This is a genomic window from Coxiella-like endosymbiont (genome assembly GCF_002871095.1).
In the GTDB taxonomy this organism is placed as follows: domain Bacteria; phylum Pseudomonadota; class Gammaproteobacteria; order Coxiellales; family Coxiellaceae; genus Coxiella.
The window spans coordinates 1-17,753 of sequence record NZ_NSHJ01000077.1; the positions used below are offsets into that span (position 1 = coordinate 1).

Consider the following 17,753-nt stretch of genomic DNA (forward strand, 5'->3'; position numbering starts at 1 on the left):
GCATTTCATTTTTTTGGAGGGGATAAGCTTAGTAAGAGAAAAATTAAATCAGAGCTTTGTTTAGATATGAACCTGCACTATAATTGATGTTACTTTATTTTAAGGAGAAGGTCATGACAAAACGCTTATTTGTAGCTGCCTATGTATTAGTATCAATAAGTTGGGTAGGAGCTAGTATTGGGCAAACAGTAGGAACAGTGGATATACGGCAAATTTTTCAAGCATCACCATCGCAGGTTAAAAACATCAATACACAACTTGAAAAAGAATTTTCACCACAACGTGAAAGAATTATTAATTTAGGTAAATCTTTGCAAGAAGATACTAAAAAATTTCAACGCAATGAAGCAGTGATGAGTGACAAAGAAAAGCAAGAGCTAAAAAATAAAATTGATCAAAAACAAAAGGAATTTCAGCAAGCACAACTTAAATTTCATCAAGAATTATATAATGCACAGAATAAAGCTATGTTTGAATTTATGACAAAAATTTCAGGTGTTGTAAGAGCTCTTTCTGAAGAAGAGAAAGTGGATTTGGTTTTACCAAAAGATACCGTACTCTATGCGAGAGATACTAAAGATATCACCTCAGATGTGATTGCTAAATTGAAATAACCTTGTATTTGTGATTACATTGAAAGTGATTTATACACTTAACGAATTAGCAAACGCTATCGGTGCCACAGTAAAAGGCTATGGGGATTGTAAAATTCATAATATCGCTTCAATTATGAACGCTCAGCCTGGAGAAATAAGTTTCCTTACAAATCGAAAGTATCAAAAATATTTAAATAAAACAAAAGCCTCAGCATTATTATTAGATAATAAGTTAGCAAAAAACTGTCCTATAAACGCCCTTATTATGCCGGATCCTAAGCTAGGATTTATTAAACTATTAGCTTTATTACGACCTGACGTGAGACCAAAGCCAGGGATTCATCCCACTGCTGTTATCGGAGAGCAGTGTCAAATCGATCCTAGCGTGCACGTTGGGGCTTATGCTGTCATAGAAGATGAAGTAGTAATTGGTTCTCGAACTATTATCGGAGCAGGAACGAGTATTGGTTATTCTAGTCAACTAGGTTCAGATTGTGTTTTGTATAATCGAGTAACTTTATATCATCACACCATTATAGGTGATCGAAATATTCTTCACAGTGGTGTAATTATTGGTGCAGATGGATTTGGTTTAGCTAAAGATGCTGAAGAACATCGATGGATCAAGATTCCTCAAGTGGGACGAGTAGTCATTGGAGATGATGTAGAAATTGGAGCTAATACCACAATTGATCGAGGAGCACTTGAAGATACAGTAATCGGAAATGGTGTTAAATTAGATAATTTAATTATGATTGGCCATAACGTTCACATAGGAGATCATACAGCAATTGCTGGTTGTGCTGGTATTGCTGGAAGCACCACTATTGGACGCCATTGCATGATTGGTGCAGGTGCAGGTCTTAATGGCCATATCAATATTTGTGATAACGTCGTTATTACGGGTATGGGCATGATCCAAAAATCAATTATTGAGCCGGGGGTGTATTCATCAGGTACAGGAATGCAACCCAGTCGTGAATGGCATAAAAGTGTCATTAGGTTTTGGCAACTCGATAAATTCGAAAAACGATTAAAACGATTAGAAAGGTTGTATGATGAGCGTGATAAAAACCAGCGAGCTTAAAAAATATTATTTCCCCCCCCTATAAAGATTTTTTTATTGGTTGACTAGATGATAGTGATTTAAAAATACAACTCCTTGTGGAGGCAATTAAAAATATCACACGCAATAAAGCTTTCTTTGTGGAAAGAGAAAGCGGGTACCTGATTTGAGTGAATGGCTTTCATAACTGTGGTGCTATTAATTTTGCGTTTTTTATTCTGCTGCGTCTGCTAGAATTTTTTTTTAGAAATGGAAAATATCTTCGATCATATTACTTTTCTCCCCCTCATTGAGGGGGAGAAAAGAAATTCCTGTTCTTAAAAAATTCTTCTTACTAAGCATCACACACCTTTTAGGGAACATGATTTTTTCTCTGGTGAGTTATTAATTCCCTCTACTATTTATTATCCTCTTCCTTAAAAAATTTTATTAGTAGTATTGTGCTTGTTTTCTGGGTAAAAATTTTTGTTAGTAGTACTCCATTTTGGATATTCCGAAGAATGTTCAAATGCAGAGTCCATAAAGGGTAAAAGGGGGGGAGACGACGAGGAATCCCCCCCTCTCGACTGTTGTTGTATGTGGTGTTTAGAATGACCACCTTCTTGGACACCATTTCGATAATGATCTTGACGCCCACCTCGAGTACCCCGACGACGTGAATAGTTGCTATGCTCGTTTCGAGGATAATGGCGTTTGGTAGTGGTTCCACCTCCCGATTGAAGATGAGGAGGAATTTCCTTATTAAATGAGGATATACGAGAACGTTCTTGTAAATAGTGTTTTCTTCCCCTTCTTCGAAGGGATTGTGTGATCTTTACCTGTGCAGGATGATGAGATAGGTCTTCTCTATGAGAAGATTTTACTTCTTCTTCAGTTTCTATACCAAACATTTTTGCCATTAAGCGTTTAAATAAGCCGCTTCTGGGTGTTTTACTGATGGTGGCTGTTGTTTTTGGAGTTAGAGGGTTTTTTTCTGTAGGTAAAAATTGTTGAATTACCGGTGCTGCTGGTGGAGTTTTAATTTCTTTTTTAAGGGGCGTTTCAGTTTTAAAAATTTTGGCTAATTTATAACTTGGCATCCCTTTGCCGTGTTCCAGACTTGCCGGATCAATTTTAATCTGCTTTAATTGATAAAGTGGCGTTTCCATGTATTGATTAGAGATAATCGTTATTTTTACAGGATAATATTTTTCAATATCTCTTAAGATTTTTCGTTTTTCATTAATTAAATAAATGGCTAAATCCACAGGTGCCTGTAATTGAAAATGGATATTGTTAGCTTTAGAAGCTTGTTCCTGAATTAAATGAATAATTGAAAGCCCCAGGGATTCTATACTGCGAATGCTGCCTTCACCATCACAGCGAGGGCAGGCTATTTGGGTTGATCGAGTCAGAGAAGAACGTAACCGCTGGCGAGACATTTCCAATAAACCAAATCGCGAAATTCGTCCAATTTGGATACGAGCACGGTCTTGCTTTAAAGCAGTACGTAAACAATTTTCAACCTCTCGCTGATTACGAATAGGTGTCATATCAATAAAATCAATAACAATGAGCCCACCGATATCGCGAATACGCAATTGACGAGCAATCTCTTCAGCGGCTTCTAAATTTGTGGAAAGTGCTGTTTCTTCAATACTTGCTCCTCGAGTAGCTCGTCCTGAATTAATATCAATGGCTACGAGTGCTTCGCTGTGATCAATAATCAACGATCCCCCGGATGGCAGGCGGACTTCATGCTGGTGAGCATTTTCAATTTGTTGTTCGATTTGGAATTTACTAAAGAGAGGTAATTGATCCTGATAAAGCTTTAAACGCTCAATGAACTGGGGGCGAACTTGACTGATATAATAGCAAACATTTTGATAGGATTGCTCATTATCAATAAGGATTTCTTCAATATCCTGACGTAGGTAATCACGAATAGCGCGAATGATTACATCGCTTTCTTGATGAATAAGGTAAGGACCTGGTTTAGCTACTGCTGCTTGTTTAATAGCTTCCCAATATCCTAATAAAATTTTTAAGTCCCACTCAAGTTCTTCTTTTGCTCGTCCAAGCCCTGCAGTTCGTACAATTAAGCCCATTCCTTCAGGAAGGCTCAATTGCGTAATAGTTTCACGTAATTGATCACGTTCTTCCCCTTCAATTTGACGTGAAATACCACCGGCCCGTGGATTGTTAGGCATTAGAACTAAAAAAGATCCTGCTAAACTGATAAATGTGGTTAGTGCTGCTCCTTTTGTGCCCCGTTCTTCCTTTTCGACTTGAACGACGAGCTCTTGACCAACTTTAAGGATTCGATTGATATCAATGGTATCAAGCTCTTGTGAGGTATCTTGAAGAAAATACTCCCGGGAAATTTCTTTTAGAACGAGAAATCCATGTCGTTCACCACCATAATTAACAAATACTGCTCCTAAGCTCGGTTCAATACTGGTAATAATACCTTTATAGATATTGGATTTTTTTTGTTCTTGGCCAGGGATTTCAATATCAAGATCAATTAATTTAGAATTCTCAGTAATTGCTACACGCACTTCATCTAGCTGAGTTGCGTTAATCAGCATTCTTTTCATTTGTTTAACCTATTCTTCTTTTATGGCGCTCAACCGCAAGCTTGGGCTTGGAAGTTTACGGAGAAACTGCTCTTGGGAGCGCCGTGTTAAATACCAAATCATTATCTTCGTTCTATTGTTTCTAGTACATGATAAAATCTATAATTTTCCAGGTGGAAGTTTGCGTTTTTATTGAGTGTCATTTCTGTGAATTAAAACCAAAACCCAAAGTATAAAACTTATGTTATTCTACAGATCCCTTGTGGGGGATAACAGGATTAAATTGATACAGATAGCTTTTTTAGCACTAATTTCTCATATTTCTATCTCATGCTATCATGACGGATAGCCTGACTATAGCAGGCTTTATTTTATAAAACTATATAATTTATAATTTGTAACTTATAGGATCTTATTTTGATCCAAACTCACATTATAATCGATGATTCTCATTCTGGGCAACGATTAGATAATTTTCTAATGAGTCGTTTAAAGGGGATTCCTTCGGTTCGGATTTATCGTGCTATTCGAAAGGGTGAAGTAAGAGTAAACAAAAGACGGGTCAGTATTGATTATCGACTTATGATTGGCGATTTGGTACGTGTACCCCCTTTGTACCAATTAACTGTAAAAAAACCATTAGCACCTGATAAATCTTTATTAATATCACTTAGAATGCGTATTCTTCTCGAAGAATCTGATTTATTAGTCATTGATAAACCTGCTGGCTTACCTGTACACGGAGGAAGTGGAATTAATGGAGGTCTAATCGAAATATTACGTATAATGTGGCCTAAAAATCAATTGTTAGAATTAGTACATAGGCTAGACCGGGAAACATCTGGTTGCTTGGTTGTGGCCAAGAAACGTAGCCTTCTTGTCGCACTTCATAGTTTACTCAGTCAACGGAAGGTTTTAAAGCAATACCTTTTGTTGGTGAAGGGGTTGTGGCAAGGAAGAGCAAGACAAGTCGCAGCTCCTTTAAAAAAGAATATTTTGAGAAGTGGTGAGAGGATGGTAAACATTGATGAAAATGGAAAAATAGCCGTGACTCTTTTTCGACCAATTTTTTCTTATTCAAATTCTACACTTTTGGAAGCGCGACCTTTAACAGGTCGTACTCATCAAATTCGAGTCCATGCCGCTTATATAGGTCATCCTATTGCAGGAGATAAAAAATATGGAGACAAAGTTTTTAACCAGAAAATGAAGATCTTGGGATTGAGACGATTATTTTTACATTCTGCCGGAATTACGTGTCGTTGGGATAGTCGTGTCTTAGGCGTTTGTGCGCTTTTGGATACTGATTTGTTGCATTTACTTAAGATTTTAAAATAGAGAGATTCAGAATTCAATAGTTGTGTATTAATGAATAGTTACGAAAAAATCATTTTAAGTACGGTAACTATAATGAGATTTATAAAAATACCTTACAACGACTACTTATCAATATATTGCTGAGATTCAGGGATGTATTTATTAAATCTTTTTTTTGTGAGGGGGTCCTTGTTTAAAGCTATTGACATAGAAAAGATATTCATAATCTTTTTCTTGGGCTACTTTACATTGTTTTCAATGGAGTAAAATTTATTAGTATTGTTTTGTATGAAAGGATCAATCTCCCTTGCATATTTTTTTGAATATCTTTACTTTAATAAAGTAAATTAGTTTAGCTAATTAAGCTTTTAAAGAAGCTTTAATTGCGCTATGATTTTTGTAAAATTCACGTTCTATCTAAAAAAATAAAAAATATTATATAATATTTTTTAGTTTTTTAATAATTTGGTTTGCTTTTAAAATATTATACCACAACTTCTTTCTAAGACTTTCTAAGAATAGAGATATTATGAGTTTTTCATTCTGTGAAAAAATGTACGGTAAAGGAATAAGTTTTTTTATAATTACTTACTTGAAAATTCACTTTGATAGTAAATGTAAAAACTGGAGTAAGGAAATACTTCCTTGACATATAAGGAATTCTACAATTCTACATGATATCAATATATCAAATTTAATAAAGTATTCAATAATTTTTACCTGTATTAGCTAGTAACAGCGATTAAATTGAGCTTATCTAAAGTTTTTTTACGTCGTTGCAAATAGTTTTTGGCGATAGGGATTTTTTTGATCTTCGGTCTGTTTTTAAAAACAGTTAATAATTAAACTGTAATTTTTTTGTTCTCAATTGATTTAATGCAAGGATTACTGTGTTTTAAGGTTTTGATATTTACTAAAATAACCTTTTTTATTTTTTCCAAAAATCAGGAAATCTTTTAATATAATTATCTGATATGTGTCAATATAGTTATGTGATAGTTATGTGCTAATCCTCTTTTAAAATTACTTTAGTTTTTAATCGGCTAGATTTTTAATCGGTTAGATTTTATTTAATATCCAAATTATTATGTAGCATTTTTATGTGCTTTAGTTCTAAATTATTGATCAGTAATAACTCAAGTAAGAGTAGATTTATAGGCATTTTTAAATGTTTCTAAACTAGAACTTATTTGATGATTTTAATTACACATTTGACTATTTTAACTATAATTTTCTTAAATTTTAATTTTAATTTTTTTGCTAGAGTTTCTCTAGAAACTGGGTAATTATTAGGTTAAATCTTCGCCTCCCTTTGATATATCTACTACACTTTAAGGTAATTCCTTGATAATCCAAATGGTGAAGTAGTAAGTTTAGATACGAAAAGAATTGTTTCATTGCAAATTTCTAAGAGATCTACGAGCTTGTTGAATAGAGTAAACTTGGTATTATGAATTTACACTTTAGTTTTCGAATATTCTTAATTTACTGTTTAAAGCTCTTGATTATCATTGTGAAAAGTTTGGATTGCCGGTAGTTCATTTGTTACTAGTGGTTATTTGACATCTATCCTATTCTTATGTACCATTAACTCATTAGAGTTTAATAAACTAACTAAATAAATAATCAATTAATATTTAAGAAATAATCCCTTTAAGCTTTACGATTGTTGAATAACCTAAAAAAGTGAATTACCTTTATTAAGGTAATAAAGGTCATTATTTATTTTGGTTAAAGAATCCGAGGGAAGTGGTATAATGGTTCCTGTTGAGTTTATCCTAAAAATTAGGCTTTGTTTTATCTAAAATATTTATCTAGATTCACATTCAAATTCGAGCGTTGTAGCGAATTAGTGAGCTATGATATAAATGTAAAATTATAAATTATATAAGTCTTTTGAGAAACTATGAAGAAATAAAGCGATTGTCGCAAACTTATGAACACCTTGTTAGTGATTAATTAATTATAGATAAGAGCGTAACTTTAATTAGAAATAATAAAAGAAAAATTATTGCTTAGCTTACTGATGATTTCAAAGTACGAGCAATATTGCCTTTATATTTCTTGGAGTAGAAAGAATGGCAGTACAAAAAAGTCGTAAAACTCGTTCAAAACGCGGTATGCGTCGCTCGCATGATAATCTGCGTGCTCCTGTATTATCAAAAGATCCCGTGACGGGAGAAACACATTTATGGCATCATATTAGTCCGGAAGGATATTATAAAGGCCGTAAAATTATTACTTCAGAAGAGTCTTACAAAAACGAAGAGTAACCATTAATTGTGAAGACAATTGCAGTGGATGCTATGGGTGGTGATTACGGTCCCAAAGTTATTGTGCCCGCAGCATTCTTGATTCTTAAAAAATACCCCTATGTTAAACTTCTCTTAGTGGGCAAAGAGGAGCAGCTTCGTCCCTTAATAACAGAGAGTAGCAAAGGGGTGGGGGATCGATGGGAAATTGTGCATGCTACTGAAGAGGTAGCAATGGACGAAGTTCCTTCTCAAGTGCTTCGGACGAAGAAAGATTCTTCGATGCGAGTGGCTATAAATTTAGTAAAAGAAGGTCGGGCAGAGGCTTGCGTCAGTGCGGGTAATACCGGTGCTTTGATGGCAACAGCCCGTTATGTTTTTAAAACCTTATTAGGTATTGACCGCCCTGCTATTATTGCTTCGATTCCCACTAAAAATGAACGCGAAGTTAGAGTATTAGATTTGGGTGCTAACGTTGATTCTAGACCTGAAAATTTATACCAATTTGCTGTGATGGGATCTATTTTAGCAGCGGCTGCTGATAACATCTCCAACCCCAGAGTGGGATTGCTTAATGTCGGTGAAGAAGAAATTAAAGGGAACGAGCTAGTAAAAAAGGCCAATGAGCTTTTTGAGAAAAGCGAAGCGATTAATTATATTGGGTATGTGGAAGGTGATTCCATCTTTGATAATGTTGCTGATGTGGTTGTCTGTGATGGCTTTGTGGGAAATGTAGTATTAAAAGCCACAGAAGGTGTAACAAAATTAATTACACAATATGCACGGAAAGCTTTTAAAAAGGCTTTATGGACTAAATTAGCAGTATTGCCGGCTATCCCTATTTTAAAACGCTTAATAAAGCGAGTTAATCCTGAACGTTATAATGGAGCAACCTTTTTAGGCTTAAATGCAATTGTGATAAAAAGTCATGGTAGTGCCAATGTAAATGCTTTCGTTTCAGCTGTGGAAGAAGCTATTTTTGAAGTTGATAAAAATATTCCCCAGCTCATTAAAGAAAAAGTGAGCAATACGCTTGCCTTGAAGCGGTTTGAAACAAAGGGGTCTAAAACCTAATGATGTATTCGCGTATTCGGGGAGTAGGTAGCTATATCCCAAAACAAATCCTCAAAAACGAAGATTTGGAGAAAATGGTAGAAACTTCAGACGAATGGATAATGCAACGGGTGGGAGTACGAGAGCGCCATATTATTGCCACAAGCAGTGATAACACTACCACGATGGCTGTTAATGCTTCTAAACGTGCTATTGAAATGTCTGAGATTGACGCTTCCACTATTGATATGGTTATCGTAGGAACCGCTACTGCAGAATATTATTTCCCAAGTACGTCTTGTTTAGTTCAGCGCTATTTAAATTTAAGAGATGATATTCCTGCTTTTGATTTAAATGCGGCGTGTGCTGGATTTGTATATGGATTAAGTGTTGCAGATCAATATATTTGTACAGGTAGTGCTAAAACTGTTTTACTCATTGGAGTAGATTCTCTAACGAAAATAGTGGATTGGGAAGACCGAAGTACCTGTATTTTATTTGGGGATGGAGCTGGAGCTGTAATTTTGCAGGCTGATAAAGAACCGGGAATCTTAAAAATGATTCTCCACGCTAATGGCAACTACGCAGACTTAATTACTTGTAAAAGTCCTATATGGGATCATGAATTAAATAAGTTTCCCTTACGTATGCGGGGTAATGAGGTTTTTAAAGTGGCTGTGAGGAAATTAGGAGAAATCGTTGATGAAACTGTAGAAAAAAGCGGCCTTAAAAGATCAGATATTGATTGGTTGATACCTCATCAAGCTAATATGCGGATTATTCAAGCAACAGCTAAACGCCTTGGGTTACCCCTGGAGCGAGTTATTTTAACTATTGAAAAACATGGAAATACCTCTGCTGCTTCTATTCCTTTAGCGCTCGACGTTGCTGTTAGATCTGGAAAAATCCAGCGTGATGAAACTTTATTGTTAGAAGCCTTTGGAGCAGGATTAGCATGGGGTGCTGCTCTATTAAAGTATTAATGGAGAGATAACAAACATGCCTCTACCATTTGCTTTAATATTTCCAGGTCAAGGATCTCAACATCTAGGGATGCTTCAAGAATTAGCCCAAGAACAACCTTTAGTTAGAGAAACCTTTCAGGAAGCATCTTCTGTTCTGGGATATGATTTGTGGGCACTGATCCAACAGGGTCCTCGAGAAAAACTGGACCAAACTCAATTTACTCAACCCGCTTTGTTGGTAGTCGATGTCGCTATTTTTCGGTGTTGGGAATATTTAGGAGGGTCTTTACCTCAAGCAATGGCTGGTCATAGTTTAGGGGAATACGCGGCTTTAGTTTGTGCGAAAGCAGTGAAATTTACAGATGCTATTCAATTAGTAGAAAGTCGAGGTCGTTATATGCAAGAGGCGGTACCTGTGGGTGAAGGAGCAATGGGAGTGATTATTGGTTTAAATGAATCGCATATCGAAATGATATGCGAAAAATCGGCTCAAAGCGCAGTCCTAAAGCCTGCCAATTTAAATGATCCTTTTCAAACAGTAATATCTGGAGATGCATTAGCTGTGGAACGTGCTCTTGCGTTAGCTAAAACTGAGGGTGCTAAAATTGCTAAACGCATTCCTGTCAGTGTGCCTTCGCATTCCCCTTTAATGCAGTCGGCAGCTCAACGTCTTGCACGGGATTTAGCTGGGCTCACCGTAACTTCTCCTAAGATTCCTGTGATCCACAATACAGATGTAGCTGAACATCAGGGGGCCGAGGCGATTCGCACTGCATTGGTAAAACAACTAGTAGATCCTGTACGATGGGTAGAAACTATCCAAAAAATGGTAAAGCGAGGAATAAAATTTTTTGGAGAGTGTGGGCCGGATAATAAATTAGCAGGTTTAAATAAGCGTATCGAACACCGAAGCGAAACATTCCCACTAACAACGACAAAGCTAATTTTAGCCGCCCTAAAGCGAGTGAAGTAAAAAAACTTTTAGTAGTTGAATAAAGAGGAATACGAAGTATGGTTATTAAAGGGAAAATTACATTAATCACGGGAGCGTCTCGTGGTATTGGATTAGCAATTGCTAAAGAAGCAGGTCTTCAAGGAGCTATTGTTCTTGGAACAGCTACTTCTGAAGAGAATGCTCATAAAATTACTCAAATCTTGGCTGAAAAAGGTCTACAAGGAAAAGGGTATGTTTTAAATGTTTGTGATCCAGACGCTATAAAAACTATTTTAGCTAAGATTCAGGAAGACTTCGCTTCGGTAGATATTCTCATTAATAACGCCGGTATTACTCGTGATAATATCTTTCTGCGAATGAAACCTAAAGAATGGGAATCTGTTATTGAAACTAATTTAAATGGTGTTTTCCATTTGACTAAGGCGTGTTTAAAAACAATGCTTAAGAAACGGTGGGGCCGGATTATCAATATTACTTCGGTCATAGCCATTATGGGAAATCCTGGGCAAGCAAATTATGTTGCTGCTAAAGCTGGTCTTATAGGTCTTACGAAAGTTATCGCTTTAGAATATGCTGCTTACGGAATTACAGCCAATTGTATCGCTCCTGGATTTATTAAAACGGAAATGACAGACGCATTATCAAAAAACCAACAAGAAGCTATTTTGATTCGTGTACCCATAAAACGAATGGGACGTCCCGAAGAAATCGCTAAAGCTGCAATTTATTTAGCTTCTGAGGAAGCTGGATATATAACTGGGGAAACATTGCATATTAATGGTGGAATGTGTATGGTATAGCGATTGAATACAAGTAACAAAATGTTACTATTAATTGAATTAATTTAATTTAGTTTTTTAAGAAGGGGATCCAAAAATATGGCAACAGTTGAAGAACGAGTCAAAAAGATTATCATTGAACAATTAGGAGTAAAGGAGGAAGAAGTCACTAATGATGCTTCCTTTGTAGATGATCTCGGTGCCGATTCTTTAGATACGGTTGAGTTGGTGATGGCATTGGAAGAGCAATTCGATACTGAAATCCCCGATGAAGAGGCTGAGAAGATTACGACCGTTCAGCAAGCGATTGATTATATTAAATCGCATTCTGTAAGTGAATCTACTGATTAACTGATCAATTTTTTATTCACTGATCAATTTTTAAGGTATAATTTTTCTGCTTAGTCTTTTAGGAGCGTAAATTGGAGAAGCGACGCGTTGTCATCACAGGCTTAGGAGCAGTAACTCCAGTAGGGAATAATGTTCCGGATATGTGGGCCGCCCTTTTAGAAGGTAAGGGCGGAGTATCTCGTATTACGCGCTTTGATGCATCTGCTTTTGCTACACAAATTGCAGCAGAAGTAAAAAATTTTGATCCTCATCTATCTTTAGATCCTAAAGAAGTTCGAAGAACAGATGTTTTTGTTCAATTCGCTGTGGAAGCATCTCGCCAAGCTATTGAAGATGCTGGGCTTGTCGTCGATGAAACGAATCCTTCTCGAGTAGGCGTTGCTATTGGTTCTGGGATTGGGGGGATGCCTTGGATTGAAAGATATCATCAAACCTTATTGAGTGATGGGCCCCGAAAAATTTCACCTTTTTTTATTCCTGGTGCCATTATTAATATGGCATCTGGGATAGTTTCTATAAACTACAATTTAAAAGGTCCTAACATTTCCATCGTTACTGCTTGTACAACAGGTCTTCATAATATTGGCCATGCTGCCCGAATGATTGCTCATAATGATGCAGATGCTATGGTAGCTGGAGGGAGCGAAATGGCTACAACGGCTTTGGGAATTGGTGGATTCTCAGCAGCGCGGGCACTTTCAAGTAGAAATGATGAACCAGAAAAAGCAAGTCGTCCTTGGGATAAGGATCGAGATGGTTTTGTGTTAGGGGAAGGAGCGGCATCGGTGGTATTAGAAGAATTAAAACATGCAAAAAAACGTGGAGCTCCAATTTATGCGGAAGTGATTGGCTTTGGAATGAGTGGAGATGCTTTCCATATGACGGCGCCTGCTCCAGATGGTGAGGGTTTTTACACTTGTATGAAAAATTCCTTAGTAGATGCCAAGATTTCTGCTGAAGAAGTAGATTATGTTAATGCTCATGGCACTTCTACGCAGGCGGCAGATCATCTGGAAGCGCTGGCTATTAAAAAAACTTTTGGGAATCATGCTTATAAACTAGTTATAAGTTCTACAAAATCAATGACGGGTCATATGTTAGGGGCTGCGGGAGCAGTTGAAACAGTAATTTCAGTTTTAGCTATTCGAGATAAGGTAGCGCCACCGACGATTAATTTAGAACATCCCGATGAAGACTGTGACTTAGATTTTGTTCCTCAGACAGCGCGGGAAATAAACATTACTACAGTAATGTCAAATTCTTTTGGATTTGGAGGAACTAATGGTACTTTAGTGCTAAAAAAGGTCTAAACTTTATTTCATGTCCTTATTTAAAAAAACCGTTTTTATTATTACTATGCTGTTTATTTTAATTTTGGGGTCATGGTTTACAATTGTGTGGTATCATTTTATTTATATGCCAATTTGTACTAATTGGGAAAGACAAGAAGCGGCTACAGTTAAAATACCACCCGGAGTTGGCCTTCGTTATTTAGCTTATCATTTATTTCAAGGAGGTTTTATAAAGCATCCAAAACTTTTTATTTTATTAGCTCAATTTACGAAAGATACTCCTTTATTAAAATTAGGAGAGTATCAGATTACGCGTAATTTGACTGCACAAAAATTATTAGATAATATTGTAGCAGGAAAAGTTAAACAAGGAAGCGTCACATTTATTGAGGGATGGACCTTTCGTCAAGTCAAAGAAGCGTTAACAGCTGAATCTCATATTGTACATACGATTAATGAACTGAGTGACCAACAAATCATGGCAAAATTGGGAGACACTCAAGGACATCCTGAAGGGCTATTTTTTCCTGACACTTATTTTTTCAATTGGGGGGAAAGTGATTTTCAAATATTGCATCAAGCTTACGATCGAATGAAAATAATTTTAAATAAGGCTTGGTACAGTCGGTCAAAGAATTTACCTTATAAAAATTCTTATCAAGCACTTATTGTTGCTTCTTTAATAGAAAAAGAAGCTGCATTATCTAAAGAGCGTCCTAAAATAGCTGGAGTGATTTTACGACGTTTAAAAAAAAGAATACCTTTACAAGTAGATCCCACAGTTTTGTACGGATTGGGCCTACCTTACGACAGACCGATTACCAAAGAAGATTTAGTCTCTCATACCCCTTATAATACTTATCAAAATTATGGGTTGCCTCCAACTCCAATTGATATTCCATCGCGGGAATCTATTTTAGCTGCTCTCAATCCTACTCCTGGGAGGACCTTCTATTATGTGGCTCGGGGAGATGGGAGCCATATATTTTCTGTTACGTATCAAGCCCACCGTAAAGCAGTAAAAAGATACCAACGGAATGATAAAGAAATGATTACAATTTCACCATGAGTAACACTTTATTTATCACTACGAGAAAAATATGGATAATAAACGAGGACCTTTTATATCTTTCGAAGGAATTGAAGGGGTAGGAAAAACTACAGCACTCCGATATATTCGGGAGTGCCTGGAGGATAACGATATTCCTTACCTCATTACCCGAGAGCCAGGTGGCACGCCAATTGCCGAAGCTATTCGTAAAGTGTTGCTCAATCATTACAATGAAATGATGTACCCCGATACTGAATTATTATTAATGTTTGCAGGACGTGCACAAAATATTGCACAAGTAGTTTTACCAGCTTTGCGGAAAGGGAAGTGGGTATTGTCCGATCGTTTTACCGACGCAAGTTTTGCCTATCAAGGTGGAGGCCGTGGAATCGCATTTAAACACATTGAAGAATTAGCACGATGGGTTCAGGGTAATTTAAAACCGGATCTTACTTTTTTGTTGGACGCACCTATTTCGGTAGGTTTAAGTCGCGTAAAGAGTCGCGGAGCGAGAGATCGCATTGAAACAGAGGGTCTGGGATTTTTTAAGCGAGTGCGGGAGAGCTATCTTGCTCAAGCACGACGTGATCCCAAACGATTTCGAATCATTCATGCAGGTCAGGAATTATCGGAAGTTAAGGAGCAATTACGTCAGGTAATCGATCCTCTATTAGCAGATTTTTCTTACAGTAAAATTAGAGGACTAAAAAGTAAATGATTTATCCCTGGCAACGAAAGCAGTGGGATAAAATTGTAGCTCGTTATAAGCAGGGTCGGATGCCTCATGCTCTCCTTTTAACCGGTAACCGTGGTGTAGGTAAATCACGGTTTGCTAAATCGTTAGCAGAATTAATTCTTTGTAAACAAAATCAAACACAAGCTTGCGGGATATGTCGAGGCTGCCAATTATTTCGTGTCGGAAACCATCCAGATTTTTTTGAAGTGAGTATAGAAGAAAAAAGTAAAACTATTAAAGTAGATCAAATTAATGAGCTCATTGCTGTACTCAATCAAAGTTCTCAAGAGGGGCATTATCAAGTAGTGATTCTTTCACCTGCTGAAGCAATGAATCGAGCAGCGGCTAATGGGTTTTTAAAAACTTTAGAGGAACCTTTAGGACAAGTTCTCTTAATCTTAATTACTCATCAGCTTGGAGCTTTACCCCAAACTGTCGTTAGTCGATGTCAACGAATTCTATTTAAATCTTATTCTGACCCAGTAATGGTTCAATGGGTGAAAGCGCATCTTAAGGGAGATAAGAATAAAGCACTGCAATTGTTAGCAGTAGCGAATTACGCTCCATTACAAGCGATAGAATTAGAATCGATAAATTATTTAGAATTGCAGGATTTTTTGTTGAAGTCACTAATAAACACAGTAACGCAACGTGAATCAGTGGTGATGCTTGTTGGTGATTTATTTAAAAAAGATATTAAATTAATTCTGTATATTATAATGATTTTTTTTATGGATGTTTTGCGTCTACAGCTTAATTGTCATGATTTTATTCTGAATACAGATCATTTACCTCTTTTACAAGAATTTTCATTATTATTGTCACAGGAAAAATTACTTGAAATATTACAATGGTTGCAAGAAACTTGGAGGGTGGTTAGGAGCTCAACAACAGTAAACTTACAATTACTTTTAGAAGATTTTTTTTTGATGTTGGAAACTCATACATGTTAGTTGATTCCCATTGTCACTTAAATATGGTTGATTTAACTCCCTATGATGGACAATTAAAGCCTTTAATTGAAAAAGCGCAAACTGTTGGCGTTGAAAAAATTCTCTGTGTAGGTGTTGACCTAGTAAATGCACCAAGAGTTATTGAAATTGCAGAACAATTTCATAATGTTTCTGCAAGTGTCGGCCTGTATCCTAGTGAAAAAGTAGAGTATGAACCTTCTATAGCAGAATTAATTGAACTAGCGAGTCATCCTAAAGTAATAGCCATTGGTGAAACAGGTTTGGATTACTACTATCATAAAAATAAAGATGATTTAGAGAAGATGCGAGATCGTTTTCGTCGCCATATTCAAGTAGCTGTAAAACTTTCTAAACCATTAATTATCCATTCTCGTAATGCTCAAGTTGATACCATTAAAATTATACAGGAAGAAAATGCAAAAGCAGTACGTGGAGTGATACATTGTTTTACAGAAAGTTGGGAAATGGCACAGCAAGCAATGGATTTAGGTTTTTATATTTCTTTCTCTGGTATTGTGACTTTTAATAATGCTAAAAATGTGGCTGAAGTTGCTAAACGGATTCCTTTAGAAAAGATGCTGATTGAAACGGATGCTCCTTATTTAGCTCCTGTCCCGTTTCGAGGTAAAAACAATGAACCGCAATATCTGTTTTATGTAGCCAAATTTATTGCGAAATTAAAAAATATTTCTCTGGATGAAGTTGCTCGAAAAACTACTGAAAATTATTATCAATTATTTAATTTATAACTTTTATGAGTAAGTGTATCCCTATACTATTATTTTTAGAAGATTAGTTTAAAAGGTTATTTAATCTTAGAAATTATCTTTAACAGAATAGCCTCTAAACCTATGGTAGTATAATAATCGGGGCCAAGTTAGTAAAATACTTAAGAGGCAATAAAACTCTCCTCTGACACAACACAATATAAAGCTCCATATCCTTTGTAAATCTAGGGCGTTAAAAATTCCAATGGCAGTAGGACACGATGACCAATAACAGAAGAAAATTGTGAGATATAAGCCCTTTAATACTTTCCAGTGTAATAAGGTGATTCCTTTCTTTTTCTAGATTATACATACCATCATCCACATCCAAAATTATTCCCCCCCAAAAAAATCCCATGGCAGTTTGCTATATGTGCTTCAGGGCGCTTAGAAAAAGGATTAAGAGCCTTTTTTATATGCTTCCTTTTTATATTTTCATCAATAAGTAATAGAGACGTCTGTATGGTTTGTTTTTTTACTCCTATTTTTGAAGAGTCATACGCGAATACATGGCTTGAGTAAAGAAATTGGTATGCTTACCAACTTTATGCCAATTCACTTTCATGAGTTTTGGATGAAGGGGGAACATTAAATACTCTACTTTTTCTAATGTCATAGATTAACTATCAAAAGAGCTAAAAGTAGCTAAAAAGAGGGATAGCTGTTGCTCCGAATCTTAATGTTATAAACTAAATTCCCATTATTAACTTTGTAAGATAAGGAGGAGAGAACTTTGTAAGTATAAATAAATTGATAGTAGAAGGAGTATTGTTCCAAGAGTTAAGAAAAAAATCACAATTCCAAGTGGATTAACTAAACCGCTTGATTTACTCCACTATGGGTGAACCAGTGCGAATAAAAGCTATCATAAGAGCGGTTGAAAAACATCCCCCCCTAATGAAGATTTGATTCTTAATATTCAGTCTAGAGTTTTTTTAGTATACAAATGTTTTCCCATAAGGAAGCTAAGAAAGGTCTTTATAAAATAATTAAAATGGATTGGAAAGCAATAAATACTAGTTAAGGAATATCAATATACTA

Annotated in this window: 16 protein-coding genes; 14 read left to right on the forward strand and 2 right to left on the reverse strand. The window is 36.0% G+C overall.

Annotated elements, in window-relative coordinates:
* Positions 1 to 113: 113 nt before the first annotated feature.
* Positions 114 to 614: an OmpH/Skp family outer membrane protein gene (locus CLERM_RS00700; protein ID WP_102156618.1), complete on the forward strand. Its 501-nt coding sequence runs from the start codon at positions 114 to 116 to the stop codon at positions 612 to 614.
* Positions 615 to 627: 13 nt separating this feature from the next.
* The gene (gene lpxD, locus CLERM_RS00705; RefSeq protein WP_102156619.1) at positions 628 to 1,683 is read left to right on the forward strand and encodes a UDP-3-O-(3-hydroxymyristoyl)glucosamine N-acyltransferase; all 1,056 of its coding nucleotides are present in this window, start codon (positions 628 to 630) and stop codon (positions 1,681 to 1,683) included.
* A 395-nt stretch (positions 1,684 to 2,078) separates the two neighbouring features.
* Here lpxD and CLERM_RS00710 read toward each other — a convergent pair whose 3' ends face one another.
* Positions 2,079 to 4,241: an Rne/Rng family ribonuclease gene (locus CLERM_RS00710; RefSeq protein ID WP_420838471.1), complete on the reverse strand. Its 2,163-nt coding sequence runs from the start codon at positions 4,239 to 4,241 to the stop codon at positions 2,079 to 2,081.
* A gap of 396 nt (positions 4,242 to 4,637) precedes the next feature.
* On the opposite strand from CLERM_RS00710, the gene CLERM_RS00715 reads away from it, so the two are divergent.
* From CLERM_RS00715 to CLERM_RS00770, 12 genes are all read left to right on the forward strand, one after another.
* Positions 4,638 to 5,558, forward strand: a complete 921-nt coding sequence (locus CLERM_RS00715) for an RluA family pseudouridine synthase (protein WP_236905102.1) — start codon at positions 4,638 to 4,640, stop codon at positions 5,556 to 5,558.
* 2,057 nt (positions 5,559 to 7,615) lie between these two features.
* A complete protein-coding gene (gene rpmF / locus CLERM_RS00720) occupies positions 7,616 to 7,810 on the forward strand; it encodes a 50S ribosomal protein L32 (RefSeq protein ID WP_102156698.1) in 195 nt (64 codons plus the stop codon).
* A 6-nt stretch (positions 7,811 to 7,816) separates the two neighbouring features.
* A complete protein-coding gene (plsX, locus tag CLERM_RS00725) occupies positions 7,817 to 8,863 on the forward strand; it encodes a phosphate acyltransferase PlsX (RefSeq protein ID WP_102156699.1) in 1,047 nt (348 codons plus the stop codon).
* Positions 8,863 to 9,825: a beta-ketoacyl-ACP synthase III gene (locus tag CLERM_RS00730; RefSeq protein WP_102156700.1), complete on the forward strand. Its 963-nt coding sequence runs from the start codon at positions 8,863 to 8,865 to the stop codon at positions 9,823 to 9,825. The genes plsX and CLERM_RS00730 overlap by 1 nt, the downstream gene beginning before the upstream one ends.
* 16 nt (positions 9,826 to 9,841) lie before the next feature.
* Entirely contained in the window at positions 9,842 to 10,780 is a 939-nt protein-coding gene (gene fabD / locus CLERM_RS00735; protein WP_102156701.1) for an ACP S-malonyltransferase, read from the forward strand.
* Between the two features lie 38 nt (positions 10,781 to 10,818).
* Positions 10,819 to 11,562: a 3-oxoacyl-ACP reductase FabG gene (gene fabG / locus CLERM_RS00740; protein ID WP_102156702.1), complete on the forward strand. Its 744-nt coding sequence runs from the start codon at positions 10,819 to 10,821 to the stop codon at positions 11,560 to 11,562.
* Between the two features lie 78 nt (positions 11,563 to 11,640).
* A complete protein-coding gene (gene acpP, locus CLERM_RS00745) occupies positions 11,641 to 11,892 on the forward strand; it encodes an acyl carrier protein (RefSeq protein ID WP_100622882.1) in 252 nt (83 codons plus the stop codon).
* Between the two features lie 71 nt (positions 11,893 to 11,963).
* The gene (gene fabF / locus CLERM_RS00750; RefSeq protein WP_102156703.1) at positions 11,964 to 13,202 is read left to right on the forward strand and encodes a beta-ketoacyl-ACP synthase II; all 1,239 of its coding nucleotides are present in this window, start codon (positions 11,964 to 11,966) and stop codon (positions 13,200 to 13,202) included.
* Between the two features lie 10 nt (positions 13,203 to 13,212).
* Positions 13,213 to 14,253: an endolytic transglycosylase MltG gene (gene mltG / locus CLERM_RS00755; RefSeq protein WP_102156704.1), complete on the forward strand. Its 1,041-nt coding sequence runs from the start codon at positions 13,213 to 13,215 to the stop codon at positions 14,251 to 14,253.
* A 31-nt stretch (positions 14,254 to 14,284) separates the two neighbouring features.
* Positions 14,285 to 14,953 carry a dTMP kinase gene (gene tmk / locus CLERM_RS00760; protein WP_102156705.1) on the forward strand — a complete coding sequence of 223 codons (669 nt, stop codon included), beginning with the start codon at positions 14,285 to 14,287 and terminating at the stop codon, positions 14,951 to 14,953.
* Positions 14,950 to 15,924, forward strand: coding sequence for a DNA polymerase III subunit delta' (locus CLERM_RS00765; RefSeq protein ID WP_102156706.1), 975 nt, complete (start codon positions 14,950 to 14,952; stop codon positions 15,922 to 15,924). Before tmk ends, CLERM_RS00765 begins: the two co-directional genes overlap by 4 nt.
* Entirely contained in the window at positions 15,918 to 16,694 is a 777-nt protein-coding gene (locus CLERM_RS00770) for a TatD family hydrolase (protein WP_102156707.1), read from the forward strand. The genes CLERM_RS00765 and CLERM_RS00770 overlap by 7 nt, the downstream gene beginning before the upstream one ends.
* A 499-nt stretch (positions 16,695 to 17,193) precedes the next feature.
* Here CLERM_RS00770 and CLERM_RS04105 read toward each other — a convergent pair whose 3' ends face one another.
* Positions 17,194 to 17,328 (reverse strand): hypothetical protein, encoded by a 135-nt coding sequence (locus CLERM_RS04105; protein WP_256385303.1) that lies wholly within the window; start codon positions 17,326 to 17,328, stop codon positions 17,194 to 17,196.
* Positions 17,329 to 17,753 lie beyond the last annotated feature (425 nt).